Source organism: Shewanella litoralis, from assembly GCF_009828585.1.
Classification (GTDB): Bacteria; Pseudomonadota; Gammaproteobacteria; order Enterobacterales; family Shewanellaceae; genus Shewanella; species Shewanella litoralis.
Genome location: NZ_WSRZ01000003.1, coordinates 1 through 25336 on the forward strand (window position 1 = coordinate 1; position 25336 = coordinate 25336).

Sequence of the window (25336 nt, forward strand, 5' to 3'; positions counted from 1 at the left end):
TTAGCTAATTGCATTAGGGCTGCGGGTATATAAAACACCCGATTTACAAGCCGGATATATGAAGGCAATGAATTTGTTTATTAACGCTTCGAAATCACTTGCAAAACGGGTGGGTCCATATATGACGTTTGTTCGGGATTGACTAGAATGACAGGCACAAAAAAGCGACCTTGCGGTCGCTTTTTAATTCTAAATCAAATAAAGCCTACTACCACGATAATGGCGTTACTGCCGATGAGAAGACAAGGAAGCCGATGCTTTTCTCCTCGGAGTTGACTGGTGTCAATGAGAAGAGAAAAGTGTCGGCTGACGCCGTATTATCGAGGCCAAGTAGTCATTATCATTTATTCATAGTCTGAAAGTGGGACACAACTACACATCAAATTGCGGTCCCCATACACATCATCGATGCGATTTACGGTCGGCCAAAACTTATTCGCCTTAACTGCTGCTGTTGGGAACACGGCTACTTCGCGGCTGTATGGACGTGAGTCAAACTCGGTGTCCATAATGTCTGCTAGCGTATGCGGTGCATTGTGCAGTGGGTTGTTGTCTACTGGCCACTCGCCTGCTTCTACTTTGGCGATTTCGCCGCGAATAGAAATCATGGCTTCAACGAAACGATCTAACTCAACTTTAGACTCTGATTCCGTAGGCTCAATCATTAAGGTTCCCGCTACTGGGAAACTCATGGTTGGCGAATGGAAACCATAATCGTTAAGACGCTTAGCGATGTCCATTTCGGTCACGCCTGAGGTTTCTTTTAATGGACGTAAATCGATAATACATTCATGCGCTACGCGGTCATTACGGCCGGTGAACAACACAGGGTAATGTGTTGATAGCTTTTTCATGATGTAGTTAGCGTTTAACAATGCCGTTTGGGTTGATTGCTTAATGCCTTTAGTACCTAACAGCTTGATGTACATCCAGCTGATTGGCAGGATGCTGGCGCTGCCATATGGTGCGGCAGATACCGCGCCGTTATGGTCGCTTTCGCGGCCAGGCTTAACCACTACGTGGCCGGCAACAAATGGCGCAAGGTGCTTTTTAACACCGATTGGGCCCATACCTGGGCCACCGCCGCCGTGCGGGATAGCAAAGGTTTTGTGCAAGTTTAAGTGCGATACGTCTGCGCCGATAAAGCCAGGTGATGTTACTCCAACCTGTGCGTTCATGTTGGCGCCGTCTAGGTACACTTGACCGCCATATTGATGGACGATTTCGCAGACTTCGCGGATAGATTCTTCGTACACACCGTGAGTCGATGGGTATGTGATCATAATGCACGATAAGCTGTCGGCTAACTCAGATGCTTTAGCGCGTAAGTCTTCTAAATCAACGTTACCTTGCTTGTCACACGCGGTGACAACCACTTTCATACCGGCAAGTTGCGCCGATGCTGGGTTGGTGCCGTGCGCAGACTGTGGAATTAAGCAAATGTCACGGTGCGCGTCACCGCGAGACTCGTGGTATTTTCTAATGGCGAGTAAACCCGCGTATTCACCTTGTGCGCCTGAGTTTGGCTGGATACACACTTCGTCGTAGCCGGTGATTTTAACTAAATACTCAGACAGCTCATTGATTAACTGCGTGTAACCCTGGGCCTGATCTAATGGGCAGAATGGGTGCATGTTGGCAAATTCTGGCCAACTCACCGGCAGCATTTCAACGGCGGCGTTAAGCTTCATGGTGCATGAGCCTAACGAAATCATAGAGTGGTTTAAGGCTAAATCTTTGTTCTCGAGACGCTTGATGTAACGCATCATCTCGGTTTCGCTCTGGTAGCGATTAAACGTTGGGTGAGTTAACACCGCATCTTGACGCACTAATGCTTCAGGAATTGACTGGCTACCATTTGCAACGATGTCGGCATCGAGTGCAGCAACATCCAGGCCGTGGCCTGTGCCTAAGATCACATCGAACAATACTGCGATGTCTTTACGGATAGTGGTTTCATCTAGGCTGATACCCACAATGCCGTCGGCGTCGATACGTAAGTTAACTTGTGCGGCAATAGCGCGTGCATTGATGGCGGCTACATCGGCGTCTTTAAGGCTGATGGTGTCGAACCAGGTGTTGTTAACCAGGTTAACGCCTTTAGCTTGTAAGCCTGCGGCTAGGATGTCAGCTAAACGATTAATGCGTGATGCAATGGTTTTTAAGCCTTGTGGGCCATGGAACACGGCATAAAACGACGCCATGTTGGCAAGTAAAATTTGCGCGGTACAAATGTTTGAGTTGGCTTTTTCGCGGCGAATATGTTGCTCGCGCGTTTGCATGGCCATACGTAATGCGCTGTTGCCGCGGGTGTCTTTTGATACACCAATAATACGGCCTGGCATTGAACGTTTGTGCTCGTCACGGGCAACGAAGAATGCTGCGTGTGGTCCGCCGTATCCCATTGGTACGCCAAAACGTTGCGCGCTACCAAATACCACGTCTGCGCCCATGGCACCAGGTGATTTGAGTAGCATTAACGACATGATGTCGGCAGCAACGGTCACAACCACTTTGTTGTCACGCAGTGTGGCAAACAGTTCGGTGTAATCGGTAATTTGGCCGTAACGGTTGGTGTATTGAAATAAGGCACCAAATAATTCGTAGTTTACCGCTTCATTGGCTGGGCCAACGACAACTTCAAAGCCAAAGCATTCTGCGCGGGTTTTCACTACGTCTAGTGTTTGTGGAAACACATCGTCAGCCACAAAGAAAGTGTTAGATTTTTTAGCTTTAGACACACGCTTAGCCAGCGCCATGGCTTCAGCAGCTGCGGTGGCTTCGTCTAATAATGAGGCTGATGCAAGGTCTAGACCGGTTAGGTCCATCGACACTTGTTGGAAGTTTAAAATTGCTTCAAGACGACCTTGAGCGATTTCAGGCTGGTATGGCGTGTACGCGGTGTACCAACCTGGGTTTTCAAATACGTTACGCAAAATGACATTTGGCACTTGTACGCCGTAGTAACCCATACCGATATAGCTTTTAAAGACTTTGTTTTTGTCTGCTATGTCTCGGATATAAGCGATACCTTCGGCTTCGCCACATGAATCACCTATGGTGAGGTCTTGTGGGAGGCGAATTTTACCCGGAACCGTTTGTGCGGTTAAATCGTCTAATGACTCTGCGCCAATGAAGTTCAACATTTCTTGTTGTTGCTCTGCATTTGGGCCGATATGACGAGTAAGGAAAAGTTCGTGCTGTTCTAGTTGTGTCAGGGTTTGCTTGGTCATGATAAACCTTGTTCCAAATCGACCAGTTAAGGCGGTAGGGCACAGAACTGGAAAAGGGTGAAAACGTGTAATACGTGACTAACCCGTTAAGGGTTTAAATGCTGCGCCCTCGCCCTTGGCTTATTGTTGCCATCGGTGCGAGTGCGCTTCATTTGGCGATGCATTTTAGCGCCATGCTAAAGCTACATAGCAAAGAAGCTCCCTAGGGAGCTTCCTGTGGTTGGCGATTATTCTTCGTCAATCACTTCTTGATAACCGTCTGCATCAAGTAATGAATCAATTTCTGACTCATCAGATGGCATTACACGGAAGAACCAACCGTCGCCGTAAGCGTCGCTGTTCACTAACTCTGGCGAGTCTTCTAATGCTTCGTTAACAGCAATCACGTCACCAGAAATTGGCGCGTAAATGTCTGACGCAGCTTTAACTGACTCAGCTACTGCGCAGTCTTCACCAGCAGTTACTGTGTCGCCTACTTCTGGTAATTCTACGAATACCATGTCGCCTAGAAGCTCTTGAGCATGCTCAGTGATACCTACTGTGTAGCTACCGTCTGCTTCTTTACGGATCCATTCGTGTGAAGATGCATATTTCAATTCTGCTGGAATAGTGCTCATTGTTGTTGTTCCTTTATCTGATGTTCTAATTCTTAATCAATTAATTTTTTGAAATAAACCACAACCCGACTTGAGTGAATGCTATGCGATTGCCGATGCCCAATACACCCTAACATCCTAGCGCAGCTGTGGTTTACTCACACTTAAAAGGCTTGTTTACCGTTGCGCACAAAGCTGGGTGCAATCACGTTGACCGTAACACGCTTTTTACGCATTTCAACTTCGGCGGTAGCGCCAATGCCATTAGGCACACGGGCCATCGCGATAGAGTAACCTAACGTTGGCGAAAACGAACCGCTGGTGATCACACCTTGATGTTCTACACCGTCTGCGTCGGTAAAGAACACTGCCATATCATGGCGTAAAACGCCCTTTTCTTCCATGACTAAACCGACTAATTTTTCAGTGCCAGCAGCTTTAATGGCAGTCAGTGCGTCGCGGCCAATAAAGTCTCGATCGCTCGGCTCCCACGCGACTGTCCAGCCCATGTTGGCCGCTAATGGATTGATTGACTCGTCCATATCCTGCCCGTATAGGTTCATGCCCGCTTCTAAACGTAGGGTGTCGCGTGCACCTAGGCCACATGGCTTAACGCCTGTGTCTAATAATGCTTGCCATAAGGCTTCTGCTTCGGCTTCTGGAACAATGATTTCGTAGCCCGCTTCGCCGGTGTAACCGGTTGTAGCAATAAATAGGCTGCCTGACTGCACACCAAAAAATGGCTTCATGCCATCTACAGCTGCATTTTGCTCAGCGCTGAATACCTGCGCGGCTTTAGCTTTAGCGTTAGGACCTTGTACGGCAATCATCGCTAGCTCTGGACGCTCGGTAACCACAACATCAAACGCGGCGGCTTGCTTGTTGATCCACGCTAAGTCTTTGTCGCGGGTGGCTGAGTTAACTACCACGCGGTAATGGGTGTCGGTGAGATAATAGGTAATAAGGTCGTCGATAATGCCAGCGCTTTCGTCTAGCATGCCGCCGTAAAGGGCTTTGCCTGGAACGGTGAGTTTGGCAACATCGTTAGCAAGTAACTTACGTAAAAAGGCACAAGCTTCGCTACCGGTTACGTCAACCACTGTCATGTGCGATACGTCGAACATGCCCGCATCTTGACGCACTGCATGGTGTTCTTCGATTTGAGAGCCGTAGTTAATCGGCATTTCCCAACCGTGAAAATCAACCATTTTGGCTTTCGATTCTAAATGCTTGTTAAAAAGTACAGTTTTGCTAGCCATTATTATCCCTTTTTTTGAGGCCTTTCTTATGTAGGTCTTTGATAAAATGCGGTCAAAATTATACTCCGCAGACCTGTTTTGTATACAAAAAAATTTTCTAATCCGAGGTTGGTCGCATTAGTTTAGCTAATCCATTGCTGTAATTTTTTTTACATATTTTTTTACAATAAAATGACTGATTTGGCTGTATTGCCTGATATTAAACAACTTTCTACATTAGCTAAGATGAAATTGATTGGCGGCAAAGTTTAGGTAATGTCATTTTGTTACCCATAGCCTGTTTGATGAACACTGTTTTCAGCCCAGCGACATTATCGACCAGGGTTAGACCGATATCACGAATGGCTTTTTTAAGCGGATTACTGCCGGCAAACAGTCTTTTAAAGCCTTCCATGGTGGCGATCATTTCCATGGCGTCGGCTTTACGCCAGCGCTCTAGGGCACGTAAATGGCTATATTCGCCTAAGTCTTTACCTTGCTGGTGCAGCTCGGTAAAGGTGTCGACAATACTGGCCGCGTCTAAAAAGCCAAGGTTTACCCCTTGGCCAGCTAGCGGATGAATAGTATGAGCAGCGTCACCGGCTAACACCAAACGGTGGCGAGCAAAGTGGCGCGCATAACGCATACGCAGCGGGAATGATTGCCGCTCGCTCTCAACGTTACACACTCCTAATCGGCCATCTAGTGCGGCGGTTAAGGCTTTGCCAAATTCGACATCGTCTAAAGCTTGTAGGTGTTCGGCTTGCTCGGGCGACACCGACCACACGATAGAACATAAGTTATCTTGGTACAGTGGCAACATGGCTAACGGGCCGCCAGGTAAAAAGGCTTGTCTGGCGGTAGCATCATGAGCAAGTTCGGTGCGCACGGTGGCGACAATGGCGTGGTGACCGTAGTCCCAAAACGTTAATGGAATACTGCACTGCTGACGCACCCATGAGTTGGCACCGTCAGCAGCAACCACAACCGCAGCGCTGATATTGTCGCCATTAGCGAGCGTGAGCCAGGCTTCGCGCTCGCCAAAGGCCACACGCTCAAGGAGCTGTTCTTCTATGTGGGTAAGATTAGTGATTTCGCTGGCGCGTTTGGCAAGGGCGTGACTAATGGCATCGTTTTCAATAATCGAGCCTAGGTAGGTTTCGCTAATGCTGTGGGCATCAAATTCAATTTTGCCTAGGCCGTCTTTGTCCCATACGGACATTTTTTGATATGGGCTAATGCGGCTGTCGTCGAGGTATTGCCATGCACCAAGGTTTTCCAGCAGTTGCTGGCTGGCTTTGTTAATGGCGCTAACACGTAATTTAGGTTTGCCACTGACGGCCTGAGTTGTGCCTGCGTCTATTACCACGACATTCAGGTCGGCATTGGCTAGCCCAATGGCCGTTGCGAGCCCGACCATACCACCGCCGACGATGGCTACATCATATGTTTTGGTTGAAAACATGCTCAATCCTTACCTTAAAATGAGTTAACGCCAGCCCATGGCAGTTTGTGCTACGGGGCGTTTTAACGGCGGCAGCCAAGACAATAAACGCAAGCCAATACTGCGCCCAGCCACTAATGGCCAATATTGATTGGAAAAGCCACGAACTAAAAATTCGATGTTACGTAAAGTGCTGTCGCGGTCTTGTTGGCGTGCGGCCAAATATTGATGCACGATGTCGCTACTGCCAAGATCGACGCTTACTTCAGTTTCACTATTGGCTTGCGTTAGTGCGGTTTCAATAACATCTAACAAGCCCACCACATCACGCAGGCCTAGGTTAAACCCTTGCCCTGCTATGGGGTGTAAAGTTTGCGCGGCATTACCGACAAACACACAGCGGTGATATATCGGCCTTGGCATGTATGACAAGGTAAGCGGATAGCTGACACGCTGACCAACATCGACAAACTGGCCGACGCGGTTACCAAAGGCATGTTGTAATGCGGCTAAAAATTCGCTTTTATCGACGTTTTTTAAGTCATCTGCTTGCGCTGGCGGCAATGCCCACACCAGTGAAAAACGCGATTGCCCTTTGGCAGAGTCTGTTAATTGCGCAGATGGCTGTTTTAATTGAGTTGAGGACTCTTTTAATTGCGCTGATGGCTCTTTTAATTGCGCTGAGGGCTCTTTGGCTTGCGTCGATGATGCTTTAGATTGCGCTGAGAATGCGCTCATGTTTTGCATCGGCAGCAAGGCTAATGGGCCGGTTTGAGTAAAGCGCTCATAAGCCCAATGCTGGTGCGGTTGATTGGTGGTGACATTGGCAACGATGGCCGTTTGTTGAAAATCAACTTGCTCAGTTGTTTGGCCTAAATACTGGCGTACTACTGAGTGCGCACCGTCTGCGGCCACCAGCAATTGGCAATGCAGCTGACTGCCGTCATCTAACGACAACACATGGCCATCTTGCTGGGCCTGTAAAGCGGTGACTTTAGCGGGGCAATAAACCTGTACTGAGGACTTAGCCAGTTCATCAAACAGTACGCTACCGACTTTAGCCAACTCAACCACCTGCCCTAGCGCATCTAATCCTAGCGGTTTAGCGTTAAGCTCAGTCATGCCAAAGTGGCCGCGATCGGACACATGGATGTTTTCAATCGGCGTGCCTAAATGCTTAAGCTTTGGCCAAATGCCTAGACGATTCAGTTCAAAAATAGAGCCATGAGCAATGGCAATGGAGCGAGCATCAAAACCTGGGTGTTTATTGTCAGCAACATGAGCTTCAATTAAAGCGATACGCAGCGGTCGCGTAAGTGATGCAGATAACCTGGCTAATCCTAGGGCTAATGTCGCCCCAGCCATCGCGCCACCAACAATGGCAATGTCGACAGCTTGAGGTGAAGTTGAATGATGTACTGTGGTCATACGCTGCGCCGCTGCTGATACGGTTAAAAATTAATGGATAGTCGATGACTTATCGGTGTCATTTAACGGCATGTCTAGGCCAAACTCTGAGTAACATAAAATGGCCGACATTCTGACAAACTCTTGCAGTTCAATGTAGGCGGTTTCTGATTCTTCATCATCACCAACATCAAATTCAACCTGAGCAATTTCAGCTAAGTCTTTAATCACTTCACGCACGTCGGGTGACGATTTGGCCAACTCGGGTTGAATAATCGCAATGCCGGTTAAAAAGCTTTGCGTCCAAAGGGCCAGAGCTTCAACACGGTGACTAAGCGAGACTTCTTCTTCTGGCAGTAATAAGGTAAAACCAAATTCAAAATCTGCTAGACGAGCAACGGTGTCCTGGTAAAGCTCAGCAATTAATTGCTGCAAGTTAGACTCTAGCGGTTGACCGTCGTTCATTAAGTCGACCAGCGGTTTTAACCACGCATAATTGTCTTGTTTTACACCACCACAAATTAGCCCAACCAGTGCGCCATGCACTTCTACGGGGTGCTGACCAATTTCGGCCGCATCTAGGGCTTTTTTAAGATTTTCGATACATAACGAAGGTGGGGTTGCCATGGTTTTTTCCTAATAGCGCGATATCAGTCTCAATGCTAGCAGAGTTACTATGATGCTCCAAATACTAGCGCGACTTGTGCTCAAATTTGTGAATAGTAATACAATGGTTGTAGGCGATTTGTTCACTCAAACAGCAAATAGTTAAAAACCGTTGCTGTTGCCTTGCGCTTTTAAATTCAGCCCTATATAGTTCGCGAACTGACTAAGGATTGGGGCGACATTATGAGTAACAGTGCTGTTGATATAACCCTTTTAGGGCGCACCTACTCTGTTGGTTGTCCGAAAGGACGCGAAGATGCCTTGCGCACCGTTGCCAGAGAAGTTGAAAACCAACTGACAACCTTAAAGTCGCGTACTAACAATTTAAGCCGTGAAGAACTTGCCATTATGGCCGCTCTCAACATTGGCAATGAGTTGTTTGAAGAAAAGCAAAAAAATAAGCAATACATGGCGCAAATGGATGAGCGTATTTCGTTGTTACAATCGACGTTGGAAACATCATTGGTTGAACGAAGCCGCAAGGATGACTAAACTAAGAATTCAGAACTAAGTGTAAAACTTATTTCTACCCTGTTTTGCTCCCTGGGATATGCGCGAACTGGCTATGTCCCTGTGCCGATACTTACAAACCCAGGGTGAATGCTTTTGTTGACATTGTGCATGCTCGGCTCGTACCGAGAAGCCTTAGGAGATGAACATTTACCCGCCTTGAACCTACGGTTCAAGGGCTACGCCGGCAGCGGTATTTTGGGGAGCATCCTAATTTTATGACTATCACTCGTTTTATGACTAACACCGACAACCGTCCGGTTACGTCTACTTCTTCGGCACGCATTAGCTATTTTGCCACTCCATCTGAGCTTCAAGAGCCTTTGTTTGATAGCACTGACATGAGCCGCGACAATATTCGCCGCCATGTTAGGCAAGAGCGCAACAGTTTATCCACTGAAGAACAAAGCCAATTGGCACTGATAGCCAGCAGACATATGCTGGCAGAAATTCAGGCACAATCGGCACAACATGTGGCCGTGTATTTAACCCATGACGGCGAATTAGCCACGCAAAAATTGATTGATGCGCTGTGGGAGTTAAACATTAATGTTTACTTGCCGCTTATCCATCCTTTTTGCAAAGGTCACTTGTTATTTGTACGTTACGATCGTGACTCGGTGATGGTTAAAAACCAATACGGTATTAGCGAACCTAAACTCAATGTGCAGCATGTAATCACCGTTGAGCAACTCGATATGATCATCACGCCTATGGTTGCATTTGATAAACACGGTAATCGAATGGGCATGGGTGGCGGTTACTACGATCGCACCTTAGCTCAAGTTGTTAACAACAAACCCTTAGCCGTTGGTTTTGCCCATGATTGTCAGGAAGTGAGCCAGGTACCAACCGACTTTTGGGATGTGCCGTTGCCAGTGATTATTACCCCAACGAGACGATTAGCTATTTAAAATCGTTTCTTAATAAAAAGCCCCATCAATACATGTATTGATGGGGCTTTTTAGTTAAATGATTTATTACCGCTATTAATGACCGATATGTGAAAAAACCTGCAGACTAACTATTCTCCGTCCAAAGTGTCCGAAATAGCATGATAAAAATGCCGAAGTGACATCAAGGATGATGTCACAGGCTCAGGGGTACAGGGATGTACCATCTGAGCCGTTAGGCGATTTTTATTATGCTATGAGGATCGACACTTTGCCGGAGCTGCCGGGGAGATCCAAGAGGGGAAAGCAGTTTTTCCCTTCTTGGTCGGGTGTGGACGAAGTGCCACGATTTTTGTTATGTGCAACAAAAGCAATCGTGACTATACAATTGCTTTCTCTAGTGCCTGGCTAACATCAGCAATGATGTCGTCGATATGCTCAATACCTACCGAAATACGCACTAAGTCTTCTGATACACCGGCTTTGGCTAGCTCTGCACCGCTGAGCTGGCGATGAGTGGTGCTGGCAGGGTGACAAGCGAGCGATTTAGCATCACCAATGTTGACTAAACGCAGCACCATTTGCAGCGCATCAATAAACTTACCACCAGCTACTTTACCCGCTTCTGCATCAGCAGATTTAATCCCAAAGCTGATAATACCTGAAGCTTTACCGCCGGTGATTTTTTTACAGGTTGCATGGTGCGGGCTATCTGGCAGCGCTGCGTAATTGACCCAGCTAATACTTGGGTGTTTTTGTAAAAATTCTGCCAGCGCGAGTGCATTGCTGCAATGACGTTCCATGCGTAGGCTAAGGGTTTCGAGCCCTTGCAACAGCAAAAATGCGCTGTGTGGCGATAAGGCAGCACCGGTATTACGCAGTGGTACTACACGGCAACGGCCAATATAGGCTGCTGGGCCAAAGGCATCGGTGTATACCACGCCGTGATAAGACGGATCGGGCTGATTGAGAATTGCAAAACGTTCTTTATTGGCGACCCAATCAAACTTACCTGAGTCAATAATCACCCCACCAATAGTGGTGCCGTGACCACCAATGTATTTGGTCAATGAATGGATAACAATGTCGGCGCCGTGATCAAACGCGCGGCACAATACTGGCGTCGCGACAGTGTTATCAACAATTAATGGCACTCCATGTTTATGGGCAATATCGGCCAAACGCTTTAAATCGACGATGTTACCGGCTGGGTTACCAATTGATTCACAAAATAATGCTTTGGTTTTACCGTCAATTAATGCATCTAGACCGTCAAAGTCATCAAACGCGGCCATGCGCACTTCAACGCCCTGGCGCGGCAGAGTATGAGCAAATAAGTTATAGGTGCCGCCATACAGTTGGCTTGTGCTAACAATGTTATCGCCGACTTGAGTGAGCGCTTGAATCGCATAGGTGATCGCCGCCATACCCGATGCTACAGCAAGTGCACCAATACCGCCTTCGATAGCGGCTAAGCGTTGCTCTAACACACTGGTGGTTGGGTTCATGATACGGGTATAAATATTACCTGCGACTTTGAGGTCGAATAGGTCTGCGCCATGCTGGGTATCGTCAAAGGTGTACGAGGTGGTTTGGTAAATCGGCACTGCCGCAGCTTTAGTCGTAGCTTCAGACTCGTAGCCATAATGTAATGCCAGTGATTCCAGTTTCATGTTTTCTGCAGACATAGCGACTTCCTTGAGATAATTGACTGTGGTGATATTGATTAATATCCACACTAGCAATTAGCCATCTAGAAGTCTATAACAAAATACCGCGAAATGATGATAGCCATACCGCGGCACACTTTGTGTCGCTTTATATGCAATGACTAAGCGCTATAATTAAACGCTTATTTACATGCCTACTTTAAATGCCTACCACCATCTACAGCATAACTGCGACCCGTAACATAATGGCTGCTTTGTAGATAATCGATAAGGTTAATAATTTCATTATTACCGGCTTCCCTTGGCAAAATCGCTTTCGCTAATGCTTTGACTTTATAAGCATCATCGTCGTGCTCATTAAATAGAATCATCGCGGGGGCAATCGAGTTCACTTTAACGTGTGGCGCAAGCAAGCTGGCAAATGACAAGGTCATATTATGCAATGCCGCTTTACTGGCCGCGTAAGCAATGTGCTTTTTACTGCCCTTTTCGGCGACATAATCTGTGATATGAATAATGTTGCTGGCACCGATACTGTCGTCATTGGTTTTAGCGGCGGCAACCAACAATGGCGCTAATGCAAGGTTGATTTGATACGGCGCAGACACATGAATTTGCATCATTCTGGCCATGGTGTCACTTGGACTTAAACCGTTAGTGTCTGGCAGCCAGTCTGAAGCATTATGGATAATAGTATCGAGGCGATCATAATGCTCATTGATGTGAGCAATAAGCTCATCAATTGCCGCTGGGTCTGTTAAGTCGCACGAATGTAAACTGGCTCCAAGCTTGCCTAACTGCTCAATGCTGTCGTAATGAGTACGATAAGTGCCAATAACATGATGACCCTGGGCCAAATAATACTTAGCCAGCGCATAACCAATGCGCTTACCTACACCGGTGATCAGTATTGTGCGTTCCATAATGCTCTCTTTATGTTTGGTTAATGACTTACCCTAAAACTTATCATAAGCAAATTAGGTGCTTATGATAAGCATTTATAATAAACGTTAAGGATTAAACTTTTAATACAAGGTTTGCAGCCTAAAAAAATGGCCTCAACTCGGGGGAGGTTGAAGCCATTAAATAAATCGAAGTAGACCGTATAACGTTACGCTAAAAATTCAGCACGACTGGCTGGGTTTGCTTTAAAACAGCCGCCAAGCGCCGTGGTTTGGGTGCTCGATGAGGTGTCCATAATGCCGCGAGATTTAACACAGTAATGAGTCGCATTGATGCTAACTGCAACATCGTCGGTTTCGAGCAAGGTTTGCAGCGCCACTAAAATTTGTTGTGTGAGACGCTCTTGCACCTGTGGACGTTGAGCAAAAAAGCGCACAATACGGTTAATTTTAGATAAGCCAATAATGTTGCCTTTAGGAATGTAAGCCACTTTGGCCAAACCATCGATGGTAATAAAATGATGCTCGCAGGTACTTACCACACTAATGTTGCTGATTTTCACCATCTCTTCAACACCCATTTTATTATCAATTTGGGTGATCTTAGGGAAGTTAGCGTAATCAAGGCCTGAGAAAATCTCGTTAACGTACATTTTAGCAATACGATGCGGGGTTTCAGCTAGGCTGTCGTCGCTTAAATCGAGGCCAAGTGTCGACACAACTTCAGTCATTAAGCCTTTAATACGCTGATACTTTTGCTCGCTAGTCATGTCACTTGGAATTAATGGCGTTTCAAGGCCATGGTCGACTAATGCCTGTTGAACTTTTAATGCTTCGGCTGACAACTCAGCGCGAGTTATGTCATTAATGGTGGTCATAATAACATCCTTAATAATAGGTTAGGCTTGATACTCTAAAGACAAAGAAACAGAGTCGGCAAAACGCAGTGCATGGGGTTTATCAATAGTCACTCGAGCTAGGGTTACGCTTGGATGCTCACGACAAATGTCGAGCACGTCAGCCACCAGTTTTTCGAGTAATAAGAACCGACCTTCTTCTACATGCTGAATCACTTTTTTGGTGATTATCTTGTAGTTTAGTGCATCGGCAACATCATCGGTTTGGAACGATCGATCCGCTGGATAATGGATCTCAATGTTGATCACCACATCTTGCTGTTTTTCGCGTTCGTCTTGATTAAACCCAATAAAGGTGCGTAAACGTAAATTGGTGACGTTAATAATAGCTTGGCTTAATGGCATTATTTAGCCCTAGTGGATTGTTTCTAATCTATACGCCAGGGTGAAATAAAAAGATCATAAATCTTAAACGATCATGCTGATCGCTAAATGATCAATGCTAATCACAATAAAGGTAAACTAGCTTGGGAGCTGGTGCGTACAATCTCAATACAAGCGATACGAGGTGAATAATGGAACTGACAATATTTTACGATGGCACTTGCCCGCTGTGCCTCAATGAAATGCAGCAATTAAAACGCTACGACAGCTTAAACCGCATTGGGCTTGAAGACATTAACGCGGCAGATATTAATCAGCGTTTCCCTGACTTAGATGTCGTGCAAGCCAATACCATATTGCATGGCCTGCAAGCGGATGGCACCTGGCTTTATGGTTTAGACGTGACAGCTAAGGCATGGGGATTAACAGGTAAACACGGTTGGATAAAACTGCTGCGCCTGCCCGTGATTAAACCTGTGGCAGACCTCGCGTATTTGGCATTTGCGCGCAATCGCTACCGGATATCGTATTTACTCACCGGGCAAAAGCGCTGCGACACAGGCAGTTGTAAGGTTAAATAAAGGGGGATTGTATGAGGGACTTTACATGAGTGAACCAACTTCAGCCCAGACCATTATTGTGATTGGGGCGTCATCCTTTATTGCCCAAGCCTTTATCGAGCAAGCTTGTCATCAACACGCAAAGCAACAGCAGCCAAACTCACCTGTCGCAGAGCCGTTACAAATCATCACGGTTAGCCGTCAGGCCAGCATTAAGTTGCCTGTACTAACTGACAGTGAACTAGCGGGACGTATTAACCACCAGCACTTTAGATGTGATTATCAACAAGCCTCAATAGAACAATGTGTTAGCGATATTGCGAAGATTGCAGGCACAGTGACTCGCATAGTGATGTGTAACGGTATATTACACAGTAAAAACCAGCACATCAGCACAAACGAACCAGGCTTAATGCCAGAAAAACGCATTGAAGATATTGATGCACATTCGTTAGAGCAGCTGTTTTATGCCAACAGTATTGTGCCGATGTTATGGCTAAGCGCCCTCACCCCATTGTTGTCACAACCTCGTCATAAAGTCAGCGCTGAGCAAAAATGTGTCATCAGTATATTAAGTGCTCGAGTCGGCAGCATTTCAGATAATCGTCTCGGCGGTTGGTATGGTTATCGCGCCTCAAAAGCGGCATTAAACATGCTCATTAAAACCACGGCTGTTGAATATGCCAGACGCCTTAAACGCGTGAAGCTGATTGCGTTTCACCCCGGCACCACCGACACACCATTATCAAAACCTTTTCAAGCCAATGTGCCTCAAGGCAAACTCTTTACCCCTGCCTTTGTCGCCAGCCAGTTACAGCAAATTATGGATAACAGTGAACCCGATGGCGAAGCCAGCTACCTCGATTGGCAAGGCGAGCCGATTAACTGGTAAGCACTCATTGATGTTATGTCTATGTCTATGGCTAAGTACATGCCAAGTTGCTGATGTCATATGGTACTAAGGTGCCAATTAAATTGTGCCTAAATTACTTTACCCTGAAAGTACTAAATTGGATTGAGGAACCGATACTATGTCGACGTTACACACGGGACTAAAAGGGAAAGTAGCACTGATAACCGGCTCAACAAGCGGTATAGGTTTGGCCACCGCTCATGTACTGGCTGAACAAGGCTGTCATATCGTATTGCATGGATTGATGACGCAGGATGAAGGCACTGCATTAGCCGCTGAATTTACCACCCAATATCAAATAAACACCTATTTTAGCAATGCCGATTTAAGAGACCCAGCCTGTATACATGAGTTTATGGACGCGGCCGTGGAGCAATTAGGCAGTATTGATATTTTAGTCAATAACGCTGGCATTCAGCACACTCAAGATGTGGCCAACTTTCCGATTGAAAAGTGGAACGACATTATCGCGATTAACTTATCTTCTGCCTTTCATACCATCCAAAAAGTTGTGCCCGCAATGGCCAATAAACAATGGGGGCGAATTATTAATATTGCCTCAGTACATGGTTTAGTCGGCTCAGCAAATAAGGTGGCATATTGCGCAGCAAAACACGGCATAGTGGGCTTAACCAAAGTGGTGTCCATTGAATGTGCAGAGCAAGGTATTACGGTCAATGCGATATGCCCTGGTTGGGTGGATACACCGCTTATCGGTAAACAAATTGACAACATCGCAAGCGACAAAAACTTAAGTTATAACGAGGCAAAATATCAACTGGTTACCTCCAAGCAACCACTGCCTGAAATGTTGGCCCCAAGACAAATCGGTGAGTTTGTATTGTTTCTTTGCGGCGGCGCGGCAAAAGGCATTACCGGCGCAGCATTACCAATGGATGGTGCCTGGACAGCGCAATAAGCTTGAGGTTATAGATTTATTGAAAGTAATCTAATATTAAATGTTAGCCCTTATTCATATCGATAAGGGCTTTTTTAATGCCAAAAACTACTGGCAGTGGGTAATGCTGTTAAACCCTGGCCATAAACTTAGCGATGTGTTGATAGGTTGCCATGCATTCATCTTTAACGAGATCGTGCAGCAACATGTAGGCGTGGATCATACCGTCGAACGAATGATGTTCAACATCCACTCCAGCAACAGTTAATGCATTGGCATAAGCTATGCCCTCATACCGGAGTGGATCGCAGCCTGCAGTAAAGATCAGCGTTTTAGGTAATGCTGCCGATATCGGCCCAAATAAAGGTGAAGCCTTTTTAATAATATCAGCATCGGTTGATTGAAAATACTGCTCGAAATACCATTTAATCCGAGACGTTTCGAGTAAAAATCCTGTGCCATTACAGTCTAATGATGGGCTTGTTAAAGTGTAATCGACACTGGGGTAAATCAAAATTTGTTGATCGATGTTAATCCGCTTATCGGTCAAACTTTTCATGCTTAAACTGGTGCAAATAGCACCACCTGCACTGTCACCAATAATCGTGACCGAATCTTGATGCTTAACATCATCGAGTAACTCAGCGTGACGTATGAGTACCTGTTCGCAATCATCAATCCCTGCGGGATAAGGATGCTCTGGCGCCAAGCGATACTCAACCGAAATCACCACACACTGGGCAATACTGGCAAGGTGGCGGCAAATAGGGTCGTACAACTCTACGCTGCCACACATATGCCCACCACCATGAAAATGCACTAACACAGGCAAAGGTTTATCTGGCGCAGGGCTATAAATTCTGACGGGAATAATACGGTCGGGTAACGTCAACGTTTTATCTGCAATATAAGGCACCGCTGGAGAGTCACTCATTAACCCGCTTAGTTTGTTTAGATTTTCGCGCAATATTGTCGGTGTAAATTGGATATTATTTTGTTTAGCCAGGGCAATGTTACTATTTGCCTGGGCCAAAAAATCAGTCAACTTAGTAGACACTGTGCCTCTCATTATCATGACTCCTTTGATTTACCCGTTTCAGGTAGAAAATAACTGCCCACAAATACCGTGCCGGTAAGCAAGGTAATCATCAAAAATGAACTGGTGTAACTGCCGTCACTCATATCCACTAACTTGCCAAATACCCATAGCACAATGGTTGATACCAGGTAACTAATCGACCAGAACAGACTAAACACCACGGTAATTTTTTGCCCTGTCATCTGTGGTAATTCATGGGGAATAGACACTAATGCGGTTATCGGGAAAAAGATAAAAAAGCCTAATACCATCGCACATAAGATTTGTAACCAAGGCTGCGAGCTAAACGATAGCCCGAGTACAGTGATAAAAATAATCAGCCCGCTTAAACGAATAATAGGTAGGCGCATTGGATTTTTTCGGCTGTATAACATCCCCGCAATGGTGCCGATAATGCCAAAACCAATCACCCATTTACTTTGACTAATGCCCGCTTGCGGATAAAAAGTGAATAGGCAGATATAAAACGACAGCAGCCCAGAATAAGTAAACGCGTAGAGCCAATTAAACTTATCTTTTAATCCATCCATATAGCCATATTCTGTGGGTTCTGATCCCGCTGCGTGCTTAACCTCAGCCGGAGCGTCAAACTTTACTAGCATCCACAGGATGGCCAGCACCAAACTGGCAAGCGAAAACAACACCAAGCTACTTTTCCAGCCACCAGTGATGTCATTAATGCTGGTCATGCCCCACAGAACAATTGCAGTGCCAACGTTAAAAGCCACCGCATTTAAGCCATTTATCAACGGGCGTTCGGCGGGAGCAAACCACTGCATCACAATCGGGTTAAAGTAAACAATCATAAAGGCGCCACCTAAACCCATTAAAAATCGACTCGCCAATAGCAACTCGTAATGGGTTGCGTAAGGGGTGACAATTCCGACCACAATTAATAATGAGGCGAATAAAAAAGCATACTTAACCCCCACTTTCACCGCTAAATAAGCCGCGCCAAACGTACCGACAATTTTGGCTAACGTAACCGCACCACTAATAAAGCTGGCAGAGGCTAGGCTATCAATGTGCATTGAAGCCATGATGTTGCTCATACTGGCAGTCCCGCCAACCCATGCCATCGCAAAAAGCACATAACTGGTAAAAACCAGACCTTCAACCAAATACTTATGGGTTATGTTCATAGGCGTAATCGGTACCTTAATGACTGTATCGTATGCTAATCATGTTATCTGATGGGTATGGAGAAATAAGTACTACCTTAGTTCACCGCATTGTTAAAAATCTTTATCAAACAGGGCGTCTAGTGTAGTTTCGCAAGGATAAACAATAAAAATAATTGGGGAATAACTTGCAGGCTTGGTTATCTATTGATACTTGGTTGATCAGTTCTATTTCGATTGCTTACCTGGCAATGCTGTTTGTGGTTGCGCAATGGGGACAGAATCAGGCGGTAAAAAAAGTCAGCCAAAAACCGTGGATTTATAGCTTATCGCTTGGTGTTTGCTGCACATCTTGGGCATTTTACGGCACGGTTGGCCAGGCCGCGACGACCGGTGCATGGCTGGCGCCCATTTATATCGGCTCGATTATTTGTTTGGTCTTAGCCTGGCCAATGCTCATCCGCACATTGCAAATCATTAAAAGCCAAAACCTCACCTCCATTGCCGACTTTATTGCGTGCCGCTTTGACCGCTCACCTAAACTGGCAGCTAGCGTAGCCATAGTGTCATTACTGGGCACTATTCCTTATATTGCCTTGCAATTACGAGCCATTAGCACCAGTTTTGATTTACTCACGGGCACCTTTCAATCGGGTATTAGCACCGCGTTTGTTGTTACCATTGTGCTGATTATTTTTAGCGTGTTGTTTGGCGCGCGCCAACTCTCCGCCAGTAAGCATAATCATGGCTTAGTGTTAGCCATTGCGTTTAGCTCTATCGTTAAATTATTTGCTCTGACGGCGGTGGGGATATTTGCCACGTTTTACCTATTTGATGGCTTTGGCGACCTACTCAGCCAAAGCCAAAACCTTGAACAAACCACTCATTCAGACTCGATTTATCTTATTGTATCGCAGGTTATTTTGGGCGCGATTACCATCTATGCATTACCGCAACAATTTCACATGATGATGATTGAAAACAATCATGATGAAGAGCTTAAATCTGCACGTTGGATGGTACCGTTATACCTGTTATTGATTAATATTTTTGTATTGCCGATTGCATTAGCCGGACAGCTTAGCTTCCCTGGCGGCAGTGTCGGTGCAGATACCTATGTACTGACATTACCGCTGTTTTATCAACAAGCATGGCTCGGCATATTGGTTTATGTTGGTGGACTCGCTGCAGCAACCGCCATGGTGATTGTGGCGGCAATTGTATTGAGCACCATGATTTCGACTGAAATTTTAACGCCATTACTATTACGACTACCAAAATTTAGCTCGCAACAAACCCCGCAATTATCTGGCATTTTATTAAATTTACGCCGTATTGCTATCGCGGTGATTTTACTGTCAGCCTTTGCATTTGAACGCTTTATCGATCAACAAAATCATTTAGCCAGCATCGGTTTACTGTCATTTGTGCTGTTATCTCAATTTGCGCCAGCTGCAATTGGCGCATTGTATTGGCGAAATGCTACTACTCAAGGCGCTTTTGTGGGCTTAATTATGGGCAGTATTGTGTGGCTGTATACCTTACTGTTGCCGGTGACATTTCCTGATGCACATTGGGTTAAATTTGGTTTATTTGATATTGCGTGGTTAACCCCGACAGCCTTATTTGGCTTAACTAGTCTAGACAATATCAGCCATGGGGTATTTTACAGTTTAGCGGCAAACATCGGCTGCTTTGTGATCATTTCACTGCTCAAAGAGCAAAGTGTTGGCGAGGTATTACAAGCCGATTTATTTGTAAACAGAAAACCGGTGCAGCCAGAAAGGCACTTGTCGGTCGATGACTTAGCCAGTTTATTGAACCGCTTTATTAATAAAGACGAAGCCGATGCATTATTAGCTAAAGCGAAACAACTCAATGGAAAACACCAGCAACAACAATTGGTTGACTATACTCGCTTAAAATTATCTGGGGTGCTCGGTTCGGCATCGACCAGAATGGTAATGAATGCCGCGTCTCGAGTGCAACACGTGCCGTTAGAAGATGTGGTCAGTATTGTCGACGAAGCTAACCAAATTTTTGAGTTTAACCGTGAGCTGCTGCAATCTGGGGTGGAGAACATTGAACAAGGCATTAGTGTTGTCGACGCCGACATGCGTTTAGTGGCCTGGAATCAACGTTATATTGAACTGCTCGATTACCCGCAAGATTTTGTTAAAGCCGGATTGCATATTGAACAATTAATTCGCTTCAATATCGACAGAGGGATTATTGTCGGCGACGAAGCTCATGAGTTAGTGGAAAAACGTTTAGCGCATATGCGCGGTGGTAGCCCGCATCATTTTCAGCGCACCATGCTTAATGGCAAAGTATTAGAGATCCGTGGTCAAGCCATGCCAGGTGGCGGCTTTGTCAGTACATTTGCTGATATTACCGCCCACATTGAAGCCGAAAAAGCATTGCAATTGGCCAATGAAACACTCGAAAAAAGGGTAGAAAGCCGCACCCAAGAATTGGAAAAAGCCAAAGCTGAGGCCGAAGCCGCTAACAGCAGCAAAACCCGCTTTTTAGCTGCGGCTAGCCATGACTTAATGCAACCCTTTAATGCCTTAACCTTATTTACCGACATGCTAAAGCAAAGGGTAAAATCAACCGAGTTGCAAGATTTGGCCTGCAATATTGAAGAGTCATTAACCGTTGTTGAAAGCTTATTATCAGATCTAGTGGAAATATCGCGCTTAGACAGTAAGTCGCTCAAAACCGAGCAAAGCCAATTTGCGATAGATGATTTACTGTCTACCTTAGTTAATGAATTTAACGCCTTATCTATTCAGCAAAACATTGATTTTAACTACCAGGTATCGTCATGTTTTGTCCAAAGTGACCAAAGGTTATTAAGGCGCATTATTCAGAATTTTTTATCTAATGCGTTTCATTATTCACCCTCAGGCAAAACAAATGAGCAAGCTGCCCATCAGGGTAAAACAACAGCGTTTATACCAAAGGTGCTATTGGGCGTAAGACGGCTTGAGCAGTCAATATTAATACAAGTTTGGGATAATGGACCTGGGATCCCCCTTGATAAACAACACGCCATTTTTAATGAGTTTGAACGCCTAGAGTTAACCCGCGAAATCCCAGGATTAGGCCTAGGATTAGCCATTTGTGACCGTATTGCAAAATTGCTCAATGTTACAATATCGCTGCATTCTGAGGTTGGGAAAGGCACCTGTTTTAGTGTCGAAATCCCTCGAGTATTGCAACAACGAAAACCGCTTAAAGTTGCAGCGTTACCATCTGAAGATGACATTAACAGCGATAACATCAACGTGACGGTGCTGGTTATCGATAATGACGACCTTATGCTAAAAGCCATCTCATCTTTGCTCAGTGGCTGGGGATGCTTGGTGATTACCGCTAAAGACCAACCTAGTGCGATACAACAATTAATGACTCAACCTACACCCAAACTCATTATTGCTGACTATCATTTAGAGGACGATAAAAATGGGGTCGACCTGGTGCAATACTTACTGGCTAATCACGTTAATGACAGTAACAAACCCACCTGCGTTATCTGCTCTGCCGACCCTTCTGAAGCCGTAAGACAACACACCAGCAGTGCCCAGTTTAGCTTTGTGCGTAAACCGCTTAAGGCAATCGCGTTAAAGCGGATTATTAAACAATTACCCACTGAATAATTTATTTTTAATAGATTAACGACCATAAAAAATGCCTCACATGGAGGCATTTTGGGGTTAACTCTTTAGTCATTATTATTATCAATCTTTAACCGCAATCAAAGCTATAACCAGTCGTTGAGGCAATAATAAATAGTTGATCCAATATCATGAGGCTTCAACCTCTACCTGCTGGTTTTCCGTTGAGGTAATCATTAATTGCTGGAACACCAGCCCTGCTTGGGTGCGATTGTTAATTTCGAGTTTGAGCAAAATCGCTGAGACATGTTTTTTTACCGTGGTTTCTTTAATGTTTAAGTCATACGCGATTTGCTTGTTTAACCGACCGTTAGCAATGTTGGCCAGTACTGTGTATTGCTGCGGCGTGAGTTGGGCTAATTGCTTTGCTAAACGTTGATGCTCGGCGGCGGTATGTTGATCGGCACTGATATTGGTGTGCTCGGGTAACCAAACGTCTCCGTCTAGCACAGTATCAATCGCGGTTGATATTTGGGTTAAGTTGGCCGATTTAGGAATAAACGCACTGGCACCAAAATTGATGGCTTTACGGATAATCTCCGGTTGATCGTCAGATGACACCATGATGACGGCAATGTCAGGGAAGTGATTTTGTAATAACGTGAGGCCAGTAAACCCGTCATTTCCCGGCATGTGTAAATCAATAAAGATAAGTTCAATATCGGGGTGCTGCTCCACTAAGGCAATTAACTCTTGAAAGTTTTCCGCCTCTAACACGTGTGCATCGTTGACACTTTTTTGCACAGCCTGAGTGAGTGCAGCACGAAATAGTGGATGGTCATCTGCAATGGCAACTTTAATTTGAGACATCATGACTCCCTTACATTCGTTGTTATTGTTATGGTTCACTCTTTATAAGCAATAAAAAGAATAACCGGTTCTGATGAGACCGGCTATTCTTATCTGCATCAATTAAACAAGGTTTTAGAAGACATAGCCAACCGTTAATGAAATAGTCTCTGGGTCGCCATAGTATCCAATTAAGGTGTTATCGCCGCCTAAGCCAGGGGTAAAATCACCATCGCCTGTTGGCGTGACAAAGGCGTAGTTACCCACCAAATACTCTTCATCGGTGACGTTTTTCCAATGTAACCCAGCATTCCAATGACCATCATTGCTATACCAATTGAGACCAAAGTTAAGCAAGCCGTAGCCATCCTGGCTCAATAGGTTATCCACTACCGCTAAATCGTAATCGCTGCGGTAGTAGTAATTACCGTTAAAGATAAAGCTGCCAATATCAGCTTCAATATTGTAGCTAAAACCAAGATTGGCTGTGGTGTCTGGAGTATTAGTAATGGTGTAGGTATCGCTGATATCAATTTTAGTCCCCTGGTCGTCGTAAGAAATCACCTCATCAAATGACGCATCAATTAAGCCGACATTAGCAAACAAATTCAGTGACTCAGTAGCCGCATATTCAACTTCAAGCTCAAGACCTGTGGCGGTTGATTTACCGATATTGCCTAAACGCTGATTAAGGTCTGAATTATCATCGCCAGGTAACACAGTGACAAACTGCCTGTCTTTATGATCGAGATAAAATGCGGTGGCATTTACACGAAGATTATCATTCCACTCACTTTTAAAACCAATCTCGTATGAATTCACCGTTTCAGGATCAACCGCAGGCTCTGCGCCCGTTGCTCTTGGGTTAAACGTACCTGATTTAAATCCTTGTGAGTAACTGGTAAAAACCATCAAGTCATCATTCACTTGATACTCTAGACCCACTCGTGGATTGAATTTAGACCATGTTTCTTCGTCATCAAGCACTTTAGGTATTTGCGACTCAATTAGCGCGTCATCGCGCACAAAACCAGGATACCAGCCGGTTTCAGGATAAATACTATCGAAAATAACTCCGTTATACACCGTGGCCTCTTTAGATTCGCGAGTATAGCGACCGCCTAATGTCATCGACAATTTTTCGGTAAAGCTGTATGAACCTTGCACATAAGCGGCGTAGCTTTCGCTATTATTACAACCACTGACCTCACGAGTAAGTCCACCAAAAGCTTTAAAGGCTTCTTCTAAAATCGCATCGAACACGCCACAAGAATCACCGTCAAAATAGTAAATACCGGAAACTAAGTTGAGGTTATCACCGACATAGTTCACTTGAAACTCTTGGCTAAATTGCTCATCTTCATAAATAGCCGGCACATCGAAAATACGTAAGCTGGTATTATCAAAATCGATGTTGGTGAGAGACTCGCCTTCACGCTTAGCGGTAACCGATTTAGCGCTCCAATTCTCATTGAAATTATATTCGACCGTCGCGCTCCAACCTTCAGTTTCAACCTTATTCCATGTTGGCATACTGGTGTAAGAGTCGTATTTACTGTCTGGCACCGGGGCATCGGTTAACAAACTAGGAAGCAGTCGATAGCCGCCTTTTGAATTAGAATCATCTTCGGTTTTATCGTAAGTAAAGCGCATAAACAGGTCGTCTGTAGGGGTGTACTCAACACTTAACCGCCCTGCCATTACATCCTTGTTATAGTTCTCGGTATCTTGGCCATCTAATGCTGAAGTTTTAAAATCACCAAAGCCATCACGATTTAAACTTGCAAAGGCAAAGCCGACGTAAAGTTTGTCATCAATTATGGGTAATTGACCGGCAATTTTGGCATCTTTTTGACCATAACTGCCTACGGTACCTTTAAGGCTTAACTCACCGTCGCCAGACATTTTTTTGGTGACATATTTAACCGCACCGCCAATGGTATTTTTGCCGTATAAGGTGCCTTGAGGCCCGCGTAACACTTCGATGCGCTGTACGTCGAGAATGTCTAACACCGCACCTTGCGGACGGGCAACATAAACATCGTCGATGTAAATACCCACACCAGGCTCATAGCCCCACAATGGGTCTTCCTGGCCTACGCCGCGGATAAAAGCTGTTAGCGTAGAGTTAGTGCCTCGGCTTGATTGTAATGTGGTGTTAGGGGAAAACTGCTGAATTTCGGTCATCACGCTGATGCCATTTTCGGCTAACTCTGTGGCACTCACCGATGTCACCGCCACAGGCACATTTTGTAAACTCTCTACCGTTTTACGTGCTGTGACTTCAATGCGCTCTAGTACAGGCTGCTTAACGTCGCTGTTATTTTGTTCTTCTGCGGCTATCGCATGCTGCGCGGTTAACACTGACGAAATGGCTAAGGCAATGCAGCTCATTTTAATCGTATTCTGTTTCATACAGGTCCCCGTTGTAATAGTTATTATTAATGGTTTTACTTATTGCAAATTCTGATTAACA

20 protein-coding genes and 1 other RNA gene are annotated in these 25336 nt (G+C 45.3%); 7 read left to right on the forward strand and 14 right to left on the reverse strand.

The features are described from left to right. Positions 1-344: 344 nt before the first annotated feature. The 6 genes from gcvP to GQA99_RS03930 all read right to left on the reverse strand — a co-directional run bounded on the left by gcvP (position 345) and on the right by GQA99_RS03930 (position 8545). Complete coding sequence (gcvP, locus tag GQA99_RS03900) at positions 345-3233, reverse strand: aminomethyl-transferring glycine dehydrogenase (RefSeq protein ID WP_160052557.1); 2889 nt, start codon at positions 3231-3233, stop codon at positions 345-347. A gap of 227 nt (positions 3234-3460) precedes the next feature. Next, the gene (gene gcvH / locus GQA99_RS03905) at positions 3461-3850 is read right to left on the reverse strand and encodes a glycine cleavage system protein GcvH (protein ID WP_160052558.1); all 390 of its coding nucleotides are present in this window, start codon (positions 3848-3850) and stop codon (positions 3461-3463) included. Positions 3851-3993: 143 nt separating this feature from the next. Further along, the gene (gene gcvT, locus GQA99_RS03910) at positions 3994-5088 is read right to left on the reverse strand and encodes a glycine cleavage system aminomethyltransferase GcvT (RefSeq protein WP_160052559.1); all 1095 of its coding nucleotides are present in this window, start codon (positions 5086-5088) and stop codon (positions 3994-3996) included. Positions 5089-5308: 220 nt separating this feature from the next. Beyond that, positions 5309-6532: an FAD-dependent oxidoreductase gene (locus tag GQA99_RS03915; protein ID WP_160052560.1), complete on the reverse strand. Its 1224-nt coding sequence runs from the start codon at positions 6530-6532 to the stop codon at positions 5309-5311. A 24-nt stretch (positions 6533-6556) separates the two neighbouring features. Then, positions 6557-7939, reverse strand: a complete 1383-nt coding sequence (locus tag GQA99_RS20785; protein ID WP_229785828.1) for a UbiH/UbiF/VisC/COQ6 family ubiquinone biosynthesis hydroxylase — start codon at positions 7937-7939, stop codon at positions 6557-6559. Between the two features lie 30 nt (positions 7940-7969). Then, complete coding sequence (locus GQA99_RS03930; protein WP_160052561.1) at positions 7970-8545, reverse strand: UPF0149 family protein; 576 nt, start codon at positions 8543-8545, stop codon at positions 7970-7972. Between the two features lie 222 nt (positions 8546-8767). Here GQA99_RS03930 and GQA99_RS03935 point away from each other — a divergent pair, with 222 nt between their 5' ends. The 3 genes from GQA99_RS03935 (at position 8768) to GQA99_RS03945 (ending at position 10008) form a co-directional block, all read left to right on the forward strand. Next, positions 8768-9076 (forward strand): cell division protein ZapA, encoded by a 309-nt coding sequence (locus tag GQA99_RS03935; protein ID WP_160052562.1) that lies wholly within the window; start codon positions 8768-8770, stop codon positions 9074-9076. 45 nt (positions 9077-9121) lie between these two features. Continuing rightward, positions 9122-9303, forward strand: a non-coding RNA gene (gene ssrS / locus GQA99_RS03940) — 6S RNA. 9 nt (positions 9304-9312) lie between these two features. Further along, complete coding sequence (locus GQA99_RS03945) at positions 9313-10008, forward strand: 5-formyltetrahydrofolate cyclo-ligase (RefSeq protein WP_160052563.1); 696 nt, start codon at positions 9313-9315, stop codon at positions 10006-10008. 359 nt (positions 10009-10367) lie between these two features. Here GQA99_RS03945 and GQA99_RS03950 read toward each other — a convergent pair whose 3' ends face one another. The 4 genes from GQA99_RS03950 to folX all read right to left on the reverse strand — a co-directional run bounded on the left by GQA99_RS03950 (position 10368) and on the right by folX (position 13821). Beyond that, on the reverse strand, positions 10368-11660 hold the full coding sequence (locus GQA99_RS03950) for an O-acetylhomoserine aminocarboxypropyltransferase/cysteine synthase family protein (protein ID WP_160052794.1): 1293 nt from the start codon (positions 11658-11660) through the stop codon (positions 10368-10370). Positions 11661-11851: 191 nt separating this feature from the next. After that, a complete protein-coding gene (gene folM / locus GQA99_RS03955) occupies positions 11852-12580 on the reverse strand; it encodes a dihydromonapterin reductase (RefSeq protein ID WP_160052564.1) in 729 nt (242 codons plus the stop codon). 188 nt (positions 12581-12768) lie between these two features. Continuing rightward, positions 12769-13437, reverse strand: coding sequence for a GTP cyclohydrolase I FolE (gene folE, locus GQA99_RS03960; protein WP_160052565.1), 669 nt, complete (start codon positions 13435-13437; stop codon positions 12769-12771). A 21-nt stretch (positions 13438-13458) separates the two neighbouring features. Beyond that, on the reverse strand, positions 13459-13821 hold the full coding sequence (gene folX / locus GQA99_RS03965) for a dihydroneopterin triphosphate 2'-epimerase (protein ID WP_160052566.1): 363 nt from the start codon (positions 13819-13821) through the stop codon (positions 13459-13461). A gap of 170 nt (positions 13822-13991) precedes the next feature. On the opposite strand from folX, the gene GQA99_RS03970 reads away from it, so the two are divergent. From GQA99_RS03970 to GQA99_RS03980, 3 genes are all read left to right on the forward strand, one after another. Then, on the forward strand, positions 13992-14381 hold the full coding sequence (locus GQA99_RS03970; protein ID WP_160052567.1) for a thiol-disulfide oxidoreductase DCC family protein: 390 nt from the start codon (positions 13992-13994) through the stop codon (positions 14379-14381). Between the two features lie 25 nt (positions 14382-14406). Then, positions 14407-15252 carry an SDR family NAD(P)-dependent oxidoreductase gene (locus GQA99_RS03975; protein WP_160052568.1) on the forward strand — a complete coding sequence of 282 codons (846 nt, stop codon included), beginning with the start codon at positions 14407-14409 and terminating at the stop codon, positions 15250-15252. 139 nt (positions 15253-15391) lie between these two features. Next, the gene (locus GQA99_RS03980) at positions 15392-16192 is read left to right on the forward strand and encodes a 3-hydroxybutyrate dehydrogenase (protein WP_160052569.1); all 801 of its coding nucleotides are present in this window, start codon (positions 15392-15394) and stop codon (positions 16190-16192) included. Positions 16193-16301: 109 nt separating this feature from the next. On the opposite strand, the gene GQA99_RS03985 is transcribed toward GQA99_RS03980, so the two are convergent. After that, complete coding sequence (locus GQA99_RS03985) at positions 16302-17240, reverse strand: alpha/beta hydrolase (RefSeq protein ID WP_160052570.1); 939 nt, start codon at positions 17238-17240, stop codon at positions 16302-16304. A 2-nt stretch (positions 17241-17242) separates the two neighbouring features. Then, positions 17243-18412, reverse strand: a complete 1170-nt coding sequence (locus tag GQA99_RS03990) for an MFS transporter (protein ID WP_160052571.1) — start codon at positions 18410-18412, stop codon at positions 17243-17245. 167 nt (positions 18413-18579) lie between these two features. Between GQA99_RS03990 and GQA99_RS03995 the strand changes: the two genes are divergently transcribed. Further along, the gene (locus GQA99_RS03995; protein WP_160052572.1) at positions 18580-22053 is read left to right on the forward strand and encodes a hybrid sensor histidine kinase/response regulator; all 3474 of its coding nucleotides are present in this window, start codon (positions 18580-18582) and stop codon (positions 22051-22053) included. Between the two features lie 147 nt (positions 22054-22200). Here GQA99_RS03995 and GQA99_RS04000 read toward each other — a convergent pair whose 3' ends face one another. Continuing rightward, positions 22201-22881, reverse strand: a complete 681-nt coding sequence (locus GQA99_RS04000) for a response regulator transcription factor (RefSeq protein WP_160052796.1) — start codon at positions 22879-22881, stop codon at positions 22201-22203. Between the two features lie 114 nt (positions 22882-22995). Next, positions 22996-25275: a TonB-dependent receptor gene (locus tag GQA99_RS04005; RefSeq protein ID WP_160052573.1), complete on the reverse strand. Its 2280-nt coding sequence runs from the start codon at positions 25273-25275 to the stop codon at positions 22996-22998. Between the last annotated feature and the right edge of the window lie 61 nt (positions 25276-25336).